This window comes from Xenorhabdus bharatensis (assembly GCF_037996705.1).
Classification (GTDB): domain Bacteria; phylum Pseudomonadota; class Gammaproteobacteria; order Enterobacterales; family Enterobacteriaceae; genus Xenorhabdus; species Xenorhabdus bharatensis.
This window is the reverse complement of the sequence record NZ_JBBMXG010000036.1, coordinates 1-20,690: the sequence shown is the minus strand read 5'-3', so window position 1 is coordinate 20,690 and position 20,690 is coordinate 1. Positions and strand designations below refer to the sequence as shown.

18 protein-coding genes, 1 tRNA gene and 1 other annotated feature are annotated in these 20,690 nt (G+C 42.7%); of the genes, 6 read left to right on the top strand and 13 right to left on the bottom strand.

Going from position 1 to position 20,690, the window contains the following annotated elements; translation table 11 throughout:
* Window positions 1-344 precede the first annotated feature (344 nt).
* The 3 genes from clpB to rluD all read right to left on the bottom strand — a co-directional run bounded on the left by clpB (window position 345) and on the right by rluD (window position 4,760).
* On the bottom strand, window positions 345-2,918 hold the full coding sequence (gene clpB / locus AAC855_RS20670; RefSeq protein WP_340612034.1) for an ATP-dependent chaperone ClpB: 2,574 nt from the start codon (window positions 2,916-2,918) through the stop codon (window positions 345-347).
* A gap of 128 nt (window positions 2,919-3,046) precedes the next feature.
* On the bottom strand, window positions 3,047-3,778 hold the full coding sequence (gene yfiH / locus AAC855_RS20665) for a purine nucleoside phosphorylase YfiH (protein ID WP_340612033.1): 732 nt from the start codon (window positions 3,776-3,778) through the stop codon (window positions 3,047-3,049).
* Between the two features lie 4 nt (window positions 3,779-3,782).
* Window positions 3,783-4,760, bottom strand: a complete 978-nt coding sequence (gene rluD, locus AAC855_RS20660; RefSeq protein ID WP_340612031.1) for a 23S rRNA pseudouridine(1911/1915/1917) synthase RluD — start codon at window positions 4,758-4,760, stop codon at window positions 3,783-3,785.
* A 146-nt stretch (window positions 4,761-4,906) separates the two neighbouring features.
* Here rluD and bamD point away from each other — a divergent pair, with 146 nt between their 5' ends.
* The 3 genes from bamD (at window position 4,907) to pheA (ending at window position 7,814) form a co-directional block, all read left to right on the top strand.
* A complete protein-coding gene (gene bamD, locus AAC855_RS20655; protein ID WP_340612035.1) occupies window positions 4,907-5,629 on the top strand; it encodes an outer membrane protein assembly factor BamD in 723 nt (240 codons plus the stop codon).
* Between the two features lie 336 nt (window positions 5,630-5,965).
* Window positions 5,966-6,298, top strand: coding sequence for a ribosome-associated translation inhibitor RaiA (raiA, locus tag AAC855_RS20650; RefSeq protein ID WP_099110738.1), 333 nt, complete (start codon window positions 5,966-5,968; stop codon window positions 6,296-6,298).
* A 146-nt stretch (window positions 6,299-6,444) separates the two neighbouring features.
* Window positions 6,445-6,568, top strand: a sequence feature (Phe leader region).
* Window positions 6,569-6,659: 91 nt separating this feature from the next.
* Window positions 6,660-7,814 (top strand): bifunctional chorismate mutase/prephenate dehydratase, encoded by a 1,155-nt coding sequence (pheA, locus tag AAC855_RS20645; protein ID WP_340612030.1) that lies wholly within the window; start codon window positions 6,660-6,662, stop codon window positions 7,812-7,814.
* 61 nt (window positions 7,815-7,875) lie between these two features.
* Here the strand turns inward: pheA and tyrA are convergent, their stop codons facing one another.
* The gene (gene tyrA / locus AAC855_RS20640) at window positions 7,876-8,997 is read right to left on the bottom strand and encodes a bifunctional chorismate mutase/prephenate dehydrogenase (RefSeq protein WP_340612028.1); all 1,122 of its coding nucleotides are present in this window, start codon (window positions 8,995-8,997) and stop codon (window positions 7,876-7,878) included.
* Between the two features lie 5 nt (window positions 8,998-9,002).
* Complete coding sequence (locus AAC855_RS20635; RefSeq protein ID WP_340612026.1) at window positions 9,003-10,097, bottom strand: 3-deoxy-7-phosphoheptulonate synthase; 1,095 nt, start codon at window positions 10,095-10,097, stop codon at window positions 9,003-9,005.
* A gap of 494 nt (window positions 10,098-10,591) precedes the next feature.
* On the opposite strand from AAC855_RS20635, the gene AAC855_RS20630 reads away from it, so the two are divergent.
* Entirely contained in the window at window positions 10,592-11,935 is a 1,344-nt protein-coding gene (locus AAC855_RS20630) for an anaerobic C4-dicarboxylate transporter (RefSeq protein WP_340612024.1), read from the top strand.
* A gap of 147 nt (window positions 11,936-12,082) precedes the next feature.
* Here the strand turns inward: AAC855_RS20630 and rplS are convergent, their stop codons facing one another.
* The 5 genes from rplS to ffh all read right to left on the bottom strand — a co-directional run bounded on the left by rplS (window position 12,083) and on the right by ffh (window position 15,601).
* The gene (gene rplS / locus AAC855_RS20625; RefSeq protein ID WP_099110743.1) at window positions 12,083-12,436 is read right to left on the bottom strand and encodes a 50S ribosomal protein L19; all 354 of its coding nucleotides are present in this window, start codon (window positions 12,434-12,436) and stop codon (window positions 12,083-12,085) included.
* A gap of 64 nt (window positions 12,437-12,500) precedes the next feature.
* Window positions 12,501-13,253, bottom strand: coding sequence for a tRNA (guanosine(37)-N1)-methyltransferase TrmD (trmD, locus tag AAC855_RS20620; RefSeq protein WP_340612023.1), 753 nt, complete (start codon window positions 13,251-13,253; stop codon window positions 12,501-12,503).
* Window positions 13,254-13,287: 34 nt separating this feature from the next.
* The gene (gene rimM, locus AAC855_RS20615) at window positions 13,288-13,836 is read right to left on the bottom strand and encodes a ribosome maturation factor RimM (RefSeq protein ID WP_340612022.1); all 549 of its coding nucleotides are present in this window, start codon (window positions 13,834-13,836) and stop codon (window positions 13,288-13,290) included.
* 18 nt (window positions 13,837-13,854) lie between these two features.
* On the bottom strand, window positions 13,855-14,103 hold the full coding sequence (gene rpsP, locus AAC855_RS20610) for a 30S ribosomal protein S16 (RefSeq protein WP_340612021.1): 249 nt from the start codon (window positions 14,101-14,103) through the stop codon (window positions 13,855-13,857).
* A gap of 136 nt (window positions 14,104-14,239) precedes the next feature.
* Window positions 14,240-15,601, bottom strand: a complete 1,362-nt coding sequence (ffh, locus tag AAC855_RS20605; RefSeq protein WP_340612019.1) for a signal recognition particle protein — start codon at window positions 15,599-15,601, stop codon at window positions 14,240-14,242.
* 188 nt (window positions 15,602-15,789) lie between these two features.
* Between ffh and AAC855_RS20600 the strand changes: the two genes are divergently transcribed.
* A complete protein-coding gene (locus AAC855_RS20600) occupies window positions 15,790-16,581 on the top strand; it encodes a cytochrome C assembly family protein (RefSeq protein ID WP_340612017.1) in 792 nt (263 codons plus the stop codon).
* Between the two features lie 42 nt (window positions 16,582-16,623).
* Entirely contained in the window at window positions 16,624-17,919 is a 1,296-nt protein-coding gene (locus AAC855_RS20595; RefSeq protein WP_340612015.1) for an HlyC/CorC family transporter, read from the top strand.
* 101 nt (window positions 17,920-18,020) lie between these two features.
* Here AAC855_RS20595 and luxS read toward each other — a convergent pair whose 3' ends face one another.
* From luxS to AAC855_RS20580, 3 genes are all read right to left on the bottom strand, one after another.
* Entirely contained in the window at window positions 18,021-18,536 is a 516-nt protein-coding gene (gene luxS, locus AAC855_RS20590) for an S-ribosylhomocysteine lyase (protein ID WP_340612014.1), read from the bottom strand.
* 170 nt (window positions 18,537-18,706) lie between these two features.
* Window positions 18,707-20,266, bottom strand: coding sequence for a glutamate--cysteine ligase (gshA, locus tag AAC855_RS20585; protein ID WP_340612012.1), 1,560 nt, complete (start codon window positions 20,264-20,266; stop codon window positions 18,707-18,709).
* A 196-nt stretch (window positions 20,267-20,462) separates the two neighbouring features.
* Window positions 20,463-20,539 (bottom strand) — tRNA-Arg (locus tag AAC855_RS20580).
* Window positions 20,540-20,690: the final 151 nt, after the last annotated feature.

Genomic DNA, 20,690 nt, shown 5'->3' with positions numbered 1-20,690 from the left:
ATCTTACGCTTTCCTCTCAGAGTGTCAAGCCTTTATTTTCGTGGCTTTCAACTCTTGTCATCTCGACTTGTTTGTGTGTTTGTCGTGACAACGGATGCGCATTATAGGGAGTTTTCTGTCGCTGGCAACAACTATTTCAAAAAAAGACTCCAACCGACCAGTTATTAAACAAAAATATCTTATCAGGCTTTTTTTTAATCTAAAAAACAGAAAAAGAGGTGGATTTTCCACCTCTTTTTTATCTTTACGATGTCTTTTATATTGCCTTAATGACATTTTCACTCGATAAGTACCTATATAGATACCTGTCTATAAGTCCCCTCAGAATAGATTGAGCAAAAACATCATTGCCTTGCAATAATGTGGTCGTTTTCCAGATCCAATGTCACTAACTTACCGGGAACCAGTTCACCAGAAAGTATTTGTTGAGCCAACGGGTTTTCAATCTCTTGTTGGATAGCCCGTTTTAATGGACGTGCTCCATATACAGGATCAAAACCCGCTTCGCTCAGTTTCTCTAATGCCGACGATGTCATAGTGACTTGATAGCCCCGTTCTTCCAGACGCTTATATAAACGCTGCAACTGGATACTCGTGATGGCTTTGAGATGTTCTTTTCCTAATGGGTGGAATACCACAACTTCATCGATCCGGTTAATGAACTCAGGCCGGAAGTGATGACCTACGATCTCCATCACCATATCTTTCATTCCTGCATAATCCAGTACACCAAAACGTTCCTGAATCATGTCTGAACCTAAGTTAGATGTCATAATTACGACAGTATTACGAAAATCAACCGTTCTCCCCTGACCGTCGGTCAAGCGACCATCATCCAACACTTGCAGCAATATATTGAAAACATCAGGATGCGCTTTTTCAACTTCATCCAGCAGAATAACTGAGTAAGGACGACGACGAACCGCTTCTGTCAGATAGCCGCCTTCTTCATAGCCAATATATCCGGGAGGTGCTCCCACCAGTCTTGAGACAGAGTGTTTTTCCATAAATTCAGACATGTCGATACGTACCATTGCATCGTCACTATCAAACAGGAAATTAGCTAATGCTTTGCACAGCTCCGTTTTACCAACACCTGTCGGCCCTAAAAACATGAAAGAACCAATCGGGCGATTTGGATCTGATAAACCAGCGCGACTACGGCGAATTGCGTTTGCTACCGCATCAACAGCCTCATTTTGGCCGATTACACGTTTATGTAATTCATGCTCCATGCGCAGTAGTTTATCTTTTTCACTTTCCAACATTCTGGATACTGGAATTCCTGTCCAACGAGCAAGGATTTCAGCAATTTCAGCATCAGTCACTTTGTTACGCAGCAATTTCATTGGATGATTTTCTGCTGTTGTTGCGGCTGCTAGCTGTTTTTCCAGTTCTGGAATTTTCCCGTACTGGATTTCGGACATTCTAGCCAAGTCACCACCGCGACGGGCTTTTTCCAATTCTATGCGGGCATTTTCTAATTCGGCTTTAATATTTTGAGTACCGGTAAGCTCAGCTTTCTCTGCTTTCCATTCTTCTTCCAGTTCAGAATATTCGCGCTCTTTTTCCACCAGCTCCTCATTCAACATATCAAGGCGCTTTTTACTCGCTTCATCCGATTCTTTTTTTAACGCCTGCTGTTCGAGTTTTAGCTGAATAATCCTGCGTTCCAGACGATCCAATGCTTCTGGTTTTGAATCCATCTGCATACGCAGGCTGGCTCCGGCTTCGTCAATCAAGTCAATCGCTTTATCAGGTAACATGCGATCTGAAATATAACGATGAGATAATGTCGCCGCTGCCACAATTGCCGGATCAGTTATCTGAACATGGTGGTGAAGCTCATAGCGTTCTTTGAGGCCGCGTAGAATAGCAATAGTATCCTCAACAGTAGGCTCAGCAACGTAAACTTTCTGGAAACGACGCTCCAGAGCCGCATCTTTCTCAATATACTGACGATATTCGTCTAAGGTTGTCGCGCCGACACAATGCAGCTCACCACGAGCGAGTGCCGGTTTCAGCATATTGCCGGCATCCATTGCGCCATCTGCTTTGCCGGCACCGACCATCGTATGTAATTCATCGATAAACAGAATGACCGAACCTTCCTGTTTAGAGAGGTCGTTCAAAACACCTTTCAAACGTTCTTCAAATTCTCCCCGATATTTAGCCCCCGCCAAGAGTGCGCCCATATCCAGAGACAGAACTCTTTTGTTTTTCAGCCCTTCGGGAACTTCACCATTAACAATCCGCTGTGCCAGCCCTTCGACGATAGCTGTTTTCCCAACGCCCGGCTCACCGATCAAAACGGGATTGTTCTTAGTTCGGCGTTGCAATACCTGAATTGTCCGGCGAATTTCCTCATCACGCCCAATAACAGGGTCTAATTTGCCTTGTTCAGCTCGTTCAGTGAGATCTATTGTGTACTTTTTTAGTGCCTGACGTTGGTCTTCGGCACTCTGATCATTTACTTTTTCACCACCGCGCATCATTTCTATTGCCTTAGTGATTTTATCTTTTGTTGCTCCTGCAGCTTTTAATATGTCACTTAATGTTCCACGTTCTTCCAGTGCTGCCAGAGCAAAGAGTTCAGAAGAAATAAAGTTATCACCTGCTTTCTGAGCAAGTTTGTCGCACAGGTTTAAATAACGCCCTAATTCATTGGATACCTGCACATCACCGCCACTTCCTTCTACTTTTGGTAATCTGTCCAAAGCGAGATTCAGTCGATCATGCAAGTTTCCTGTATCAATCCCGGTAGACATTAATAAAGGACGAACAGAACCCCCCTCTTGATTAAGCAATGCGCTCATCAAGTGGATAGGTTCGATGAATTGATTATCACGCCCTAATGCGAGGGATTGGGCGTCAGCGAGAGCAAGCTGGAATTTATTAGTAAGACGATCCAGACGCATAACACCTCCAATACTGGTCAGAATTTGCTACTGGAGATTAAATAAGGTCATTCCTTAAATATTCAAGGTCCTCTGAAAAGTTAATTGGAAACTTGCGCTATGCACCAAAGACCGTCCTGCACGATAGATCACCTTAACCAGATTAAAGTTGCCATACGTCCGGTAACACCATCACGACGATAAGAAAAAAAAGTTTTTTCTTCTGAGACGGTGCAAGCCGCGCCTCCAAAAACGTTTTTTATCCCAATAGACTTCAACTTTAATCTAGCCAGTAAATAGATATTTGCCAGAAATTTCATTCCATAAGGTGTAAAAGCCTGCTCCAAGTTAGGATCTGTTGCCAGAAAGGCTTCCATGACATCACGCCCGACCTCAAACTTTTCGGGGCCAATGGCAGGCCCCAGCCATACCTGAATCATATCGGGTTTTGTCGTAAATTGAGCCACCGTATTTTCCAGTACCCCGGCACATAATCCACGCCATCCCGCATGAGCTGCTGCAACTTCATCACCATTGGTGGAACAAAAAAGTACAGGCAGACAATCTGCTGTCATTACAGCACATACCTGCCCAACTTGATTAGTATAAACGGCATCAGCCTGATTATTTTCTACTGACTGCCCCTCTAGCCTGATAACCCGTGTTCCATGTACTTGTTCCAACCAAACAGGCTGCTGTGGCAATCGTGCATATTCCACCAACAGTTCACGGTTTCGCTCCACGTATAGAGGATCATCACCAACGTGAAGGCCTAAATTCAGACTCTCATAGGGAGGGAGACTCATCCCCCCCGCCCGGGTCGTACTACACGCGCCAACACCCTCAGGCTGTGGCCAGTCAGGAAAAATCAGTGATGTCATTTAACTACCAATCCATTTCATCTTTAAAAATTTCGGCATCCGCTTTCATCACATCAATAAGCTTAACCATATCTTCCGGTAATGGCGCATGCCATTCCATCTCAATACCCGTGATCGGATGATAAAGACGCAGCATAGTCGCGTGCAACGCTTGACGGTCAAAGTTGCGCATCACTTCGCGAAATTCCTCAGAAGCCCCTTTCAGAGGGCGAGGACGACCACCGTAAAGCTGATCTCCAACCAATGGATGTTTAATATGTGACATATGCACACGAATTTGGTGTGTTCTTCCCGTCTCCAGACGTAAACGAAGGCGGGTATGTGCCCGGAAATGCTCCATAACCCGGTAGTGAGTCACGGCAGGTTTACCCATCGGATGAACCGCCATATGTGTCCGTTTTGTCGGGTGGCGAGATATCGGCTCTTCTACAATCCCACCAGCTGTCATATGCCCCAGCGCAATGGCTTCATACTCACGGGTAATTTCACGTAATTGCAGAGATTCGACCAGACGAGTCTGGGCAGGAACTGTTTTTGCAACTACCATCAGGCCTGTCGTGTCCTTATCAAGACGGTGAACAATGCCTGCCCGGGGAACGTCTGCAATCTCCGGATAACGATATAGCAGAGCATTCAGTATCGTACCATCCGGGTTTCCCGCTCCCGGGTGTACCACTAAATCACGTGGTTTATTAATAACCAGAATATCGTCATCTTCATAGACAACATTCAGTTCTATATCCTGCGGTTCCCAACGGGCATCTTCTTCAATGATAGCATCAATAGAAATTTCTTCTCCGCCCAGTACTTTTTCCTTTGGCTTATTAATTAATTTGCCATTAACCTGAACTTTATCATTCAAGATCCACTCTTTTATACGTGAGCGGGAATAATCAGGTAATAATTCAGCCAAAGCTTGATCTAAACGCTGACCGAGCTGAGATTCAGCGACTGTCGTATTAAGTCGTATTTGTTGTGCCATATATAACTTCTATATTTTACGTTGAGTTTTGACGGCAAGGCCGTTTCATTTAAAATAGTGTGCTATTGTACTCTATCTTTCGCCGGGAGCTTCGCGGATAGTCTCCCAGAAAACAATCAGAGGGTAATCAACACGTGATGATTCGCATGAAATATCTGGTGGCAGCGACCACATTGAGCCTGGTTTTATCTGGATGCTCCAGCAATAAAGAGGCTGTTCCTGATATCCCGCCATCTCAAATTTATTCAAACGGGCAGGAAAAACTGCAAGACGGTAACTATAAAGCGGCTATCAAGCAATTGGAATCCCTGGATAACCGTTATCCTTTCGGACCCTATTCTCAGCAGGTTCAGCTGGATTTAATTTATGCTTATTATAAATCAGCAGAATTTCCTCTCGCTCTTGCATCCATTGAACGTTTCATGCGCCTGAACCCAACTCACCCGCATATTGATTATGTAATGTATATGCGTGGTCTGGTATTACAGGCTATGGATGATAACCTCCTGCAAGACTTTTTAGGTCTTGACCGTTCAGACCGTGATCCTGAAAATGCCCGTGCCGCATTCCGCGATTTTAGTCAATTGGTACGTTATTACCCTAAAAGCCAGTATGTAGCTGATGCTTACAAACGTTTAGTCTTTCTGAAAGATCGTTTAGCTAAACATGAGCTTGCCGTTGTTCAATATTACACTAAACGTGGCGCCTACGTTGCTGTCGTCAACCGTGCAGAGCAAATGTTACAGAATTACCCGGATACCCAATCAACCAGAGAAGCGCTGCCTTATATGGAAAAGGCATACAAAGCTCTGGGACTTGAAGCCGAAGCACATAAAGTTGCAGCACTAATTACTGCCAACCCTGTCTAGCGTTTCGAAAGCATATCGTATCAAAAGAACGTCATAAAAATAGCAGCTATATGGCTGCTATTTTTTAGGGAAGAATATTATAACCGGAAAGAAATCTATTTAGATTCTAGCATTATTTTCTGCAATTATTTCTTAAGTTGATAATACCATAACTGATCGATAATGACGCATTACTTCCCTCTTAGCAACAAATATTGTCCATATCTTCATCATTAATCACAATTTCACTTATCCGCGCCAGTATCCCCGAATAAAAGTGATTTAGATCATTCTTTTTCTCCAAAACCGCGTTATGCTGAAACCATCAAAGACGGAGCAACAGAAAGAGGTAACTATATGTTAGTAAACATAACCAGCAAGCAAATGGAAATTACCCCCGCGATTCGTAGCCATGTGGAAGACCGTCTAAATAAGTTGAACAAATGGCAAGTCAATCTAATCAATCCACATATCGTACTTTCGAAAGAGCCACAAGGATTTTTGGTTGATGCCACAATTGGCACACCAAATGCTACGCTGGTTGCAAGTGCCAAGCATGAAGATATGTATGCAGCTATCAATGAATTGCTGATGAAATTAGAACGCCAACTTAATAAAGTTCAGCATAAAGGAGAAGCGCGCAGAGCAGAGCATAGTGTAAAAGAATCGAACCTGAATCTGGAAATATAACCTGTTTTGTTTTCTCAACGCGCTCAATGAGCGCGTTTTATTTGTTCTTTGATTCCTGTGTCCCTTTTCCCATCTATTGACATATCTCACCAAATAGGTTAATTAAAGTACACCCTTTGAGTTTGCAAAAATTAAGATACAAACGATATGAATATTAAACTGTTTTTCTTCTTTTTCTTTTTTACCTTCCTATGAGGGGGTTTCTCGTTTTTAAAAGATAAAAAGAAGACGAACAAGAAAACCTCCCTACCAACGGGAGGTTTTTTTATTTTACAGGTCGTAACTTATAGCTCCGATAAATTTCGGACTGCAATTTGAAAGATACAGATTACTTTTATAATAAAAATGTCAGGAATGTACTATGGAACGAGATTTAATTAACATTCGTAAAAAAATCAGCAGTATTGATGCTGATTTACTGGATTTGCTAGCACAACGCCGACAATTGGCCTGTGATGTTGCGCAGACAAAACTTCACGATAGTCGCCCGATACGGGATAAAAATCGGGAACGAGAATTACTGGATGTGTTAATTGATAAAGGTAAGTCTCGTGGGTTGGATGGGTTTTACATTACCCGCCTGTTCCAAATGATCATTGAAGATTCAGTGCTGACTCAACAAGCCCTGCTACAGCAACATCTGAATCAGACACCTTATGACACGGCCCGAATTGCTTTTCTCGGCCCAAAAGGTTCTTATTCTCACCTTGCGGCCCGACAGTTTTCGGCGCGACATTTCAATCAGTTAATTGAATGTAGCTGTCATAAATTTCCTGATATTTTTTCATTGGTGGAAATTGGTCAAGCGGATTACGGTATTCTGCCACTGGAAAATACCAGCTCCGGTGCAATAAATGATGTTTATGACTTATTGCAACACACCCCATTATCTTTGGTAGGAGAAATTACTCTTCCGATCAATCACTGCTTATTGGTCAACAAAGAGAGTGATATTTCAAAGATAAAAACCGTTTACAGCCACCCTCAGCCTTTCCAGCAATGCAGCCAATATCTTAATCAATTCCCTCACTGGAATATCATCTATTGCGAAAGTACTGCCGTTGCCATGCAAAAGGTGACTGAGATAGATTCACCGGATGTGGCGGTATTAGGAAGTGAAGCCGGAGGCGCACTTTACGGGCTGAAGGTTTTAGAAAATAATCTGGCAAACCAACAAAATAACAGCACCCGTTTTATCGTTGTCGCCCAGAAACCCATTGATGTATCAGATCAGGTTCCTGCCAAAACGACTTTTATTATGTCCACGGGACAGCAGGCCGGCGCTCTGGTTGACGCACTCATTGTCTTAAAAAAGCACAATATTATTATGAGTAAACTGGAATCACGCCCGATAAACGGTAAACCATGGGAAGAGATGTTTTATATTGATGTTCAGGCCAACATGCGTTCCATGAAAATGCAGCAGGCTCTTAAGGAATTATCCGGAATCACCCATTTTTTGAAAGTATTAGGATGTTATCCCTCAGAAAATGTCCCCTCGGTCGATCCATTCTGAATAGCAAACCGGATGGCAACATCCGGCTTTTCCACCATATCAATCATACCAACTGGTACACTCATATCCGGCTATCATTGGCCTGCTGTAAGAGTGCCCGGCTTTCTTTCATAAACCGCTTTGCTTCATCACCAAACCATTCGCTCACCTGATTAAAACTTGCAATAAATGCTTTTTTATCCTGATTCTCCAAAAGCGCCAAAGCCTGACCGAAGCTCTGATGATAACGACGAATCAGTTCAAGGTTTTCAGGACTGGACATAATAATATCCGCGTATAATTGTGGATCCTGAGCAAATAATCGGCCAACCATAGCCAGTTCCAGACGATAAATGGGTGAAGATAACGATAATAGTTGCTGTAGGTCGATATCTTCTTTTACAAGATGCCTTCCGTAAGAAAAAGTGGTGAAATGACGTAGTGCCTGAATAAAACTCATGTTTTTATCATGCTGCTCTGCATCGATTTTATGCAGCTTAGCCCCCCAGACTGATATTTGCTCCAGAAACCACTGGTATGATTCGGGCTGTCGACCATCACAAAAAACAACCACTTGTTTAGCAAAACTTCCCACGTCCGGCCCAAACATCGGGTGTAACCCCAAAACTGGCCCTTTGTGTACATCGAGCATAGCCTGAAGTGGCTTTTGTTTGATAGAAGCTAAATCCACCAAAATGCACTCTTCAGGCAACGGAGGTAAACGGTGGATAATATCTCCAGTTAAATGGATAGGTACGCTGATAATGACCATGCCAGCACCAGCTAAAATAGTTTCAGCCTGTTCCCAGTCATTTGACTCAAGGATCCTGACTTCGTAATCTGATAAGGTCAATAAACGGCTAAATAACCGGCCCATTTTTCCAGAACCACCAACAATAACAATAGGCCCTATATCAGCATTAAGCTTTTTGAAACCTTTATCATTTTCACTGGCATAAGACTCACGCATAATGCGGCGCAGAATATCTTCAATTAAATCCGGAGAAATCCCCAGTATTTCTGCCTCCTGACGGCGAGAAGCCAGCATACTGGCCTCCCTTTCAGGCGCATAAATCGGTAAACCAAGCTGGCTCTTAACCTCACCAACTTCAGCGACTAAATCCATCCGCCTAGAAAGTAAATTGAGCAGAGCTTTGTCTACCTCATCAATTTTTTCCCGCAATTGCGATAATTCTGCTGCCATATCAATTACCCTGCCTGTTTCATCGTTATGTTTCGTTTTGATAAATGTGGCTTGATTTGCTGATGTAATTTTCTTAATACCTGCTCAGTCGTTTCCCAGCTAATACAAGCATCGGTGACAGAAACACCATATTGCATTTCAGAACGGGCTAGCTCGGAAGACTGGTTTCCTTCATTAATATGACTTTCTAACATGATACCAATGATGGATTGATTCCCTTGCATAATTTGCTCAGCGACAGAATCCACAACGACACTCTGACGACGAAAATCTTTATTGGAGTTACCATGACTACAATCAATCATCAGTGATGGAACTAAACCTGCCTTAGCCATCTGATTTTCACAGTCACGTACATGCTCAGGACTATAATTAGGCTCCGCTCCACCACGCAATATTATATGACCATTTGGATTACCCTGAGTTTGCAGCAGGCACACCTGACCAGACTGATTTATTCCCATAAAGCGATGTGGCATTGAGGCCGCTTTCATAGCATTAATCGCTGTATTTAAATTACCATCCGTACCATTTTTAAAACCCACTGATACTGATAAGCCTGAAGCCATCTCACGGTGAGTCTGGGACTCAGTTGTTCTTGCTCCAATCGCTGACCAACTAAAAAGATCACCCAAATATTGAGGATTGTTTGGATCAAGTGCTTCATTTGCCAATGGCAACCCCATTTCTACCAGATTCAGTAATAAACGACGGGCAATATGTAATCCGGCATCCATATCAAATGATCCATCCATGTAAGGATCACTGATTAAACCTTTCCAGCCCACAGTAGTACGAGGTTTTTCGAAATAGACACGCATAACAACATACAGACAATCGCTCAGTTCGGCAGAAAGTGATTTCAGACGTTGGGCATAATCAAGTGCGGCATCCACATCATGAATAGAACAGGGACCACATACCACCAACAAACGGGGATCATCATGATGGATGATATCAGCAATAGTATTACGCGCGTTTGTAATGGCATGCAAATCGCTGCTACTCAATGGATATTTTAGTTTCAGCTCTTCCGGTGTAATCAGAACCTGTTCATCGAGAATGTGAATGTTATTAAGCGCATCTTTTTGCATGATCATTTTTCATACCTGCTTTATTTGTCTGTTTAAGTTTTTAGCGTCTGCCGGATAACATACCACGCTTCGTAAAGAATACAATCCGATTGTTTATATTTTTTTACGATACTGTAAATATTTTTTTACATTAAACTTTCTTGGTAATTGATATTAATCAATGAATAAATAATTCATATGTATTTTAATTATCAATAGAAATAGATTAAACAACCTGAACGTTAATAATTGAACAATATATTTAACAATTAAACCTCCAATCGTAATATCTTATTAACCATTGATTAATTATTTATAAAAAAGACAATTACCTTTAAAAATCAGTTGATAAAAACAAGATCTTAATCCCGTTTTTATATTTTTATTTTAATAATATTAACATGTGTTTTTCATGTTAAGTCGAAACTATAAAAAAACATTTATGAAGAATGGTTGAATAATACTGTCTTAAAGAAGTGGATTATCAACATTCATTTTTTACTCATTCATTAAGGATAGATATGATAACGCTGCAATTTGCCATAATAATTATATGCTTATTGATAGGTACGCGTTATGCGGGCATGGGATTAGGGCTGATCAGTGGCATCGGGCTTTTTATACTGACATTTGTTTTTGGATTAGAGCCAGGTAAGCCACCAGTTGATGTGATGCTAACTATTCTTGCAGTGATCGGCTGTGCATCTGTTTTACAAACCGCAGGTGGCCTGAATGTGATGATGCAGTGTGCTGAACGTCTTCTACGCCGCCATCCACAACACATTACTATTTTAGCTCCACTCACAACATGGATGTTAACTTTCCTTTGTGGTACAGGCCATGTGGTTTATACCATGTTCCCTATCATCGGTGATATTGCCTTAAAAAAAGGTATTCGCCCTGAACGCCCTATGGCAGTCGCATCTGTTGCCTCACAAATGGCAATTACTGCTTCTCCCGTTTCTGTTGCCGTTGTTTCTTTAGTATCAATTATTGCTGCCAGCCATGGTATCGGCCATGCTTACGGGATCTTAGAAATTCTGACTGTTTCAATTCCTGCATCACTGGCCGGGGTAGTACTTGCTGCATTATGGAGTTTACGCCGGGGCAAGGATTTAGATAAAGACGAAGAATTTCAGGAAAAAATTAAAGATCCTAAACAACGAGAATTTATCTACGGTAATTCAGAAACCTTGTTAGATCAGGTATTTCCTAAACAGGCATACAGAGCTACCTGGATCTTTTTCGCTGCTATTGCAGTCGTGGTGTTGTTCGGTGCATGCACTGAATTACGTCCAGTTTTTGAAGTAAAAGGTGAATTAAAACCACTCTCTATGAATCTGGTTATCCAGATGATGATGCTGATCGCGGGTTCAATCATTTTGATGACCTGTAAAGTCAAAACCAGCGAAATAGCTAATAGCGCCGTATTCAAAGCCGGAATGGTTGCTATCTTTTCTGTTTTTGGCGTTGCATGGATGAGTGATACCTTCTTTCATGCGCATTTAGGCGATTTGAAACTGGTATTGGAAGATATTGTTCAGGCAAAACCCTGGACTTATGCATTAGTGCTGTTTCTGGTATCAAAATTGGTTAATAGCCAAGCCGCAGCGTTGACCGCAATTGCGCCAATGGGATTACAACTTGGTGTTGACCCTAAACTTCTGATTGCCTTCTTTCCGGCAGCTTATGGTTATTTTGTTTTGCCTACCTATCCAAGTGATCTGGCCTGCATCGGTTTTGACCGCTCAGGTACAACAAAAATCGGGAAATTTATCATCAACCACAGCTTCCTTGTACCGGGTCTGATTGGTGTTAGCAGTTCCTGTACGGTAGGTTATGTTTTAGTCAGCACTTTTATGTAATCGGCTATGTGAACTGACATTTTGCTAAAAATTGACAAAGATAGCTCGCTTATTGCGGGCTATTTACTTTTCTGAAAGTAAAAAATAGAGAAATTAAAAAGGCCAGCAAATTGCTGGCCTATAACTTTCGGATGTAGCAAAAGCGTATTATTTAGCGCCCAGACGCTCTTTAATACGAGCTGCCTTACCAGAACGCTCACGCAGGTAGTACAGTTTAGCTCTGCGAACAGCACCACGACGTTTAACATGGATGCTGTCTACGACTGGGGAGTGAGTCTGGAATACACGCTCAACGCCTTCGCCGTTAGAAATCTTACGAACAGTGAATGCAGAGTGCAGACCGCGGTTACGAATCGCGATAACCACGCCCTCGAATGTCTGCAGACGCTTTTTAGAACCTTCAACGACCCATACCTTAACTTCCACGGTGTCACCCGGACGGAATGAAGGTACGTCTTGCTTCATCTGCTCTTGTTCAAGTTGTTTAATAATGTTGCTCATAATAACTCTCTTACCCTAGGTAAACTGATATATCAGAGACATTCCTTTATTGGACATGTCTAGATTAATTCGTTGCCTGATCCTGATATTCCTGTTGGAATTCAGCCAGCAACATCCTTTGCTCGTCAGTCAGAGCTAGGCTTTCTAGAAGTTCGGGCCTTCTTAGCCAAGTACGACCCAGTGATTGTTTCAAGCGCCAGCGATTAATTTGGGCATGATTTCCTGACAGTAAAACTGCCGGAACTTCCATCCCATCCAACACTTCAGGGCGGGTATAATGCGGGCAATCCAACAACCCGTCAGCAAATGAGTCCTCTTCTGCCGATGCCTGACGCCCCAACACCCCAGGAATAAACCGGGATATGGAATCAATCATTGTCATCGCAGGAAGCTCTCCCCCGCTGAGAACGTAATCACCGATAGACCATTCTTCGTCAATTTCGGTTTGGATAACACGCTCATCAATACCTTCATAACGACCGCAAACTAGAATTAATTTCTCATTTGCTGCCAGTTCGCAAACTCCCTGTTGGTCAAGTTTACGCCCCTGAGGTGAAAGATATATCACCTTTGCACCAACACCAGCCGCCGCTTTAGCTGCCTGAATGGCTTCCCGTAATGGTTGAACCATCATCAGCATGCCAGGACCACCACCGTAAGGGCGGTCATCCACAGTACGATGCCTGTCGTAGGTAAAATCCCGCGGACTCCAGCAATCGATACTGAGCAGGCCATTTTTCACTGCCCGACCAGTTACCCCGTAATCGGTTATTGCGCGGAACATTTCAGGAAACAGGCTAATTACCCCAATCCACATATAGCGTCCCACTTCTCAACCGGTTTACCGGAGATTAAAAACTAGGATCCCAATCTACTTCAATAGTTTTGGTAGCGAGATCAACTTTCTTGATAACCTGCCCATCAAGAAACGGAATCAACCGCTCCTTGATACCGAATGCATCTTTCAGGTTTGCCTTTATTACCATCACATCGTTAGACCCGGTTTCCATCATATCCTGGACAGTCCCAAGGTTATAACCCGCCGTATTGATTACCTGGCAACCCGTGAGGTCTTTCCAGTAATAATCACCGTCTTCCAGTGCTGGTAATTGGGATGAATCCACCACGACTTCACTGTTAGTGAACAGATTAGCGGCATCCCGATCATCAATACCTTTAATTTTGATGATCAAATCCTGATTGTGATATTTCCATGTTTCCAGCTCAACGTGTTGCCACTGGCCGGAACGCTGAATAAACCACGGCTGATATTCAAAGATGTCTTCGGCTTGTTCGGTGGAGGAAAAAACTCTGAGCCAACCACGTATGCCGTACGCTGACCCTAATTTACCCAACACGATTGGATCAACAGGGTGCTCCAGGCCAGATTGTTTGCTCATTGTTACCACCGCGACAGATTAAGCTGCTTTTTTAGCGTTTTTGATCAGTGCCGCAACACGATCAGACACAGATGCACCCAGACCAACCCAATGTTCGATACGGTCCAGATCTAAACGCAGAGCTTCAGCATTCCCTGATGCGATAGGGTTGAAGAAACCAACGCGCTCAATGAAGCGACCATCACGCGCATTGCGGCTGTCGGTCACTACTACTTGATAAAACGGACGCTTTTTAGCGCCACCACGAGCTAAACGAATTGTTACCATAACATCCTCATTAGTTATCAAAACAACCAGACTCCATCGAGGAACGGAGTCCGGCTGTCCATGAAAAAGCCCGAAAATTTTACTCACTTTGGCGCAAAAAGCAATCCAAAGAGCATTTTCTTTCGAAATTTGTTGATTATCGACCCATGAAACCGGGTGGCAGCATGCCTTTCATGCTCCGCATCATTTTTGCCATCCCACCCTTCTTCATTTTTTTCATCATGCGCTGCATTTCATCAAACTGTTTTAGTAAACGGTTAACATCCTGCACCTGAGTACCAGAACCCATTGCAATACGGCGTTTGCGCGATCCTTTGATAATTTCTGGCTTCTCACGTTCCTTGCGGGTCATGGAATTGATGATGGCTTCCATCTTAACCAGAACTTTGTCATCCATTTGAGATTTGACAGCGTCAGGAACCTGAGACATGCCCGGCATTTTGCTCAACATACTCGCCATACCGCCCATGTTGCGCATTTGCTTCAGCTGATCAAGAAAATCAGTTAAATCAAAACCATCACCTTTTTTCAGTTTTGATGCCAGTTTTTCTGCCTGACTCCGGTCAACTTTGCTTTCAATCTCTTCGATTAAAGAAAGCATATCCCCCATCCCTAAGATCCGCGATGCAATGCGGTCAGGATAGAAAGGTTCCAGAGCATCAGTCTTCTCACCAACACCAAGGAATTTAATTGGCTTACCCGTGATATGCCGGATAGAAAGGGCTGCACCACCACGGGCATCACCATCGACTTTAGTCAGTACAACACCTGTCAGTGGTAACGCTTCATTAAATGCCTTGGCTGTGTTTGCAGCATCCTGCCCCGTCATTGCATCGACAACAAACAGGGTTTCAATAGGCTTGATGGCAGCATGAACGTCTTTAATTTCATCCATCATGGCTTCATCGACATGCAGGCGCCCTGCTGTATCGACCAAAAGCACATCATAGAATTTCAGTTTGGCATGCTGGGTGGCTTTATTAACAATATCAACCGGTTTTTCTTGTGGGTCTGACGGGAAAAAATCAATTCCAACGGTTTCTGACAACGTTTCAAGCTGCTTGATCGCCGCTGGGCGATATACGTCAGCAGAAACAACCAGTACTTTTTTCTTACTTTTTTCTTTCAGTAATTTACCCAGTTTTGCAACGCTGGTTGTCTTACCGGCCCCCTGCAAACCTGCCATCAGAATGACTGCCGGCGGCTGAACAGCAAGATTCAATTCGCTGTTCACTTCTCCCATCGCCTTTACCAGTTCATTTTGAACAATTTTGACGAATTCCTGCCCGGGGGTTAGACTTTTGTTAACTTCATGTCCTACCGCGCTTTCTTTGACTCTTGAAATGAAATCACGCACTACAGGTAACGCAACATCAGCTTCAAGTAAAGCCATGCGAACTTCGCGCAGCGTATCTTTAATATTGTCTTCAGTCAGCCGTCCGCGACCGCTGATATTGCGCAATGTGCGCGATAGTCTGTCAGTTAAATTATCAAACATTGTCTCAGCTCAGATATCTACAAGTGGGTCTACCTGTAAGGCAAATTTAGTGAATTATAACACGATGATTATGTAATCTCTGCAAAGAGATTCCCAAGTATGATTAACAACGGTTGGAGGCTATCCTCGCTGACGGTATACTTAAATTTTAAGTTAACTCTAATACTATTGCGAAAACGAAAAACTTTATGCCAGTATTTTCAATCATTGCCTCACTTGCTTATCTCATTAGCCTGACGCTCATTGTGCCGGGCTTATTGCGGCAACAAAACAGTTATCAAAAGCTGGCTCTGCTTTTCGCAATTGTCGCACTCTTCAATCATGGGATATCCCTAAAATATCAGGTGTTTCATGTCAGTAGCGGCCAAAATCTGACCTTGCTGAACTTAGGTTCTATGGTCAGCTTACTCGTCTGTATCATCATGACGATCGTGGCCTTTCGTGGCCGTGCCTGGTTTTTACTCCCGATTGTTTACAGCTTTGCCGTGATAAATTTGATACTGGCAAGCATGGTACCCGGTGAATTCATTACCCATCTTGAAGGAAGTATCGGCCTATTTATACACATTGGGCTGGCATTACTGGGGTATGCCACGTTACTGATTGCAGCACTTTATGCGCTACAGATTAGCTGGCTGGATAATCGGCTGAAAAAGAAAAAGCTCACTTTCTCGCCGGGAATGCCCCCATTAATGACGATTGAGCGCAAAATGTTTCACATTATTCAGGTTGGCGTAATTTTACTAACATTGACGTTATGTACAGGCATCATGTATATGGATAATGTTTTCAATAAAGAAAATATCCATAAATCGGTTTTGTCCCTCCTTGCATGGTTTATCTATATCATTTTGCTTTGGGGGCATTATCGTGAAGGATGGCGCGGTAAACGTGTTATTTGGTTTAATTTGATTGGTGCGTTTATCCTGACACTTGCTTTTTTTGGTAGCAGGTTATTACAGGAATTCATGACTTATTAAACCCGCAGCCAGCTTATATAAACATTAGGAAGGAACTCTGCTTTGGAGCATGTCTCAACAGGCACATTAATTATTGTTCTTGTCATCATGGTTATCATTTCTGCCTACTTTTCTGCCTCAGAAACCGGCATGATGACAATAAACCGTTATCGCTTACGTCATTTAGCTAAACAAGGTAGCAATCCTGCACGGAGAGTGGAATCACTGCTCCGCCATCCTGACAGGCTAATCAGCCTGATCCTGATCGGTAATAACCTTGTCAATATTCTGGCATCCTCACTGGCTACCATTGTGGGTATGCGTCTTTATGGCGATGCCGGGGTTGCAATCGCAACCGGGATACTGACGTTTGTGATTCTGGTTTTCGCGGAAGTGATGCCTAAAACTATCGCAGCGCTATACCCGGAAAAAGTTGCCTTTCCAAGCAGTTTATTACTGCGCCCATTACAGAAAATCATGCTGCCCCTTGTATGGGCGTTTAATAAGATTACTTTACTGTTTATGCGCTGTCTGGGAATCAAAGTTTCTGGCATTCGCAATGATTCAGTCAGTAAAGATGAACTGAGAACCATTGTTAATGAATCAAACACCAACCTTTCACGCCGTAATCAGGATATGCTGATTTCGATATTGGATCTTGAGAAAGTCACTGTTGGTGACATTATGGTTCCCCGTAATGAAATTGTCGGCATTGATATTAATGATGACTGGAAATCTGTTATACGTCAGTTGACACATTCACCACATGGCAGAATTGTGTTGTACCGGAATTCATTGGATGATGCCATTGGCATGCTGCGTGTGCGTGAAGCCTACCGTCTCATGATGGAGAAAAAAGAATTTACGAAAAAAAATCTGATCAGAGCTGCGGATAAAATTTATTTCATTCCTGTTAATACACCACTAAATGCTCAATTGGTTAACTTCCAGCGCAATAAGCAAAAAGCGAGTCTGGCTGTTGATGAGTATGGGGATATTCAGGGACTCGTCACAGTAGAAGACATTCTGGAAGAAATCGTTGGCGATTTTACTACTTCTATGTCTCCTTCTCTGGCACAAGAAGTCTTGCCTCAAAGTGATGGTACGGTTCTGGTTGACGGTACAGCCAATATCCGTGAGTTAAATAAAGCATTTGACTGGACGCTGCCGGCTGACGGGCCACGAACAATGAACGGCATGATTTTGGAAGAGTTAGGCGAAATCCCGGAGTTGAATGTTCAGGTGCAGATCAACGATTACAATTTTGAAATTCTTTCTGTAAATGACAATGTTATCAAAAAAGTACGTGTAACACCGATGAAGCAGGGAGCGACTAAAAATACTAAAGCCAGCAGCTGATTGATAAGATAACAAATCTGGCCGTAGTACATTGCTTTTACGGCCAGAATAACAAGTCTTACTATATTCAGCTTAGTTCATTCAGCTTAATTCAGCTCACACTACACTTGCAGTTCAACCAGTTTTTCTTCCGGTAAAGCCAGTTCATCATTTTTATTAACACGAACATCGGCATCCAGGATGTGGCGGGCAATATCCTGTGCTTCCTGCAAAGAATGCATTTCATAAGTACCACACTGATAAACATTCAATTCAGGGATTTGTTTCTGATCCTGAACTTTCAGTACATCAGCCATCGCACCTTTCCATGCTTCAGCCACTCTGGATTCATCTGGTGCACCAATTAAGCTCATATAAAAACCGGTACGACACCCCATCGGAGAAATATCGATAATTTCAACTCCACTGCCGTTCAAATGGTTACGCATAAAACCGGCAAACAGGTGTTCAAGTGTGTGAATGCCTTTTTCTGGCATGACTTCTTTGTTAGGAATACAAAAGCGTAAGTCAAATACTGTGATAGTATCACCGTGAGGTGTTTTCATCATCTTGGCAACTCTAACGGCTGGTGCAGACATACGCGTATGGTCAACGGTAAAACTGTCCAATAAAGGCATAATCTTATCTCCTCAGGCATCAGATTTTTTTACAAAAAATTTTTCAGATAAATGAAACCTTTTTAATTACAGCAGGTCTTAATTAATGAAGACGCGCAAAATTGTTATCATCCTTATTTTTCTAAGAGACTTTTTTAATTCGGCCACCGCTCGGTGGCCATTTTTATTTTTTAAGACCCTGCATGTAATTTTAGATAATCATCAAAACTCATGTTGTCTTGCTGTTCCAAATTACGTTGTCTCTCTACTGAAGCTTCACGCTCCGCAGAAAAACGTTCATCATTGAGTATACTATACGGCTCGTTGACTAATTCCAGATAATATTTATTAGCCAGTTCCAGCCCAAAACCATCAATCCCCTGAGTTTTCATCCGATCTAATACACGGGCAGAAAATGTCAGTGATGGATCTTCAAACATACCAACCAGTTCCTTGCAGACTGACTGATACTGTGATCCGGTGCAACTGTCCAAGACCTCTGCAACACGTTCCAGATCTGCAAATAACTCCAGCCCGACTACCTTGAGCGGTTGTAGTTCAATCCCATGACCAATACCAACATGAAGATCCGGCTTACGCCCTTCAAGGATCACTTTATTCCAGTTTTTACGGCAACAATCCAATTCTTCACTGCTCATTTCAGGTGAATCAGCCACTGCACACCATATCAGAAATAAATCCAGAAAACGGATCTGAGTTTCATCGACGCCGATCGATGTGAATGGATTGATATCCAGAGAACGAACTTCGATATATTCCACCCCGCCACGAAGTAAAGCATCAGAAGGCGTTTCTCCTTCTTCAACAACTCGTTTAGGGCGTATAGGTGCATATAACTCATTCTCTATCTGAAGAACGTTCGTATTCAGCTGTAGATACTTACCGTCCTTTTTAAGCCCGAGCGCGGCAAATTCATCCGATGGCTTGTGAATTGCTTTTTTAAGGCCTTCTACATAGGTATGAAGACTATTAAAAGTAATATTCAGGTCACTCTGCGATTTGTTGGTATACCCTAAATCACTCATTCTCAAAGAAGTCGCATAAGGTAAATAACAGGTTCCTTTTTCAGTCTGCTCAAAGGATAAGGCAGTGCCTCTTCCACGCAAAAACGAAGAACAAATTGCCGGTGATGCACCAAACAAGTATGGGATTACCCAACCGAACCGGTAATAATTACGGATCAGTTTAAAATATCCTGCTGAAATTTGCTCTTTACCACTTTCTGCATCTTTTACACCTAACCATGCCTGCCAGAAGCTGATGGGTAGTGAAAAATTATAGTGCACGCCAGAAATAGTCTGCATCAAGGCGCCATAACGATTTTTCAACCCCTCCCTATACAGGGTCTTAAAACGCCCGATATTGGATTGGCCATACTGTGCCAGTGTAATGTCATCTTCCTTATCAATGAAGCATGGCATACTTAGAGGCCAGTTTTTTTCATTAACCAGATTCTTAGCAGTATATCGATGTAAGTCTTTAAGAAAATCGATAGTTCTTTTTATATCACTATCAACAGGGGTGATAAACTCCAACAAAGATTCAGCAAAATCAGTTGTAATCCATTTATGTGTTAAAGAAGCACCTAGCGATTCTGGATGCTGTGTCATAGCTAAATGACCGTCTGGAGTAACACGCAATGTTTCACGTTCAATACCGCGACAAATGCCATCTAACACGGCCGGATTTGCCTCTAACCATGACAATGCTTTTGATACATCCGGGATCAATTTGACCTCCCGTGGAGTTTTAATAAGATGATTATTGAGCGCTTACTTTATATCAAACACGCCAAATTGTCGCTGACTACATAGCGATGAAGATATGTTATTGAACAAAACACAAATACTAAATGGTAAAATAAATATAATGTATAAAAAACAAAACGAAAAACCCCTGCCTATTAAGGCAGGGGTTCATCTAATATGGTGCATCCGGGAGGATTCGAACCTCCGACCGCTCGGTTCGTAGCCGAGTACTCTATCCAGCTGAGCTACGGATGCATCGTCAATTTTTTATGTTCTGTTCAGGTGCTGTCGTTTACCTGATTTTCCAGAATTCAATACCCGATAAATTGTGATATTTAATATGGTGCATCCGGGAGGATTCGAACCTCCGACCGCTCGGTTCGTAGCCGAGTACTCTATCCAGCTG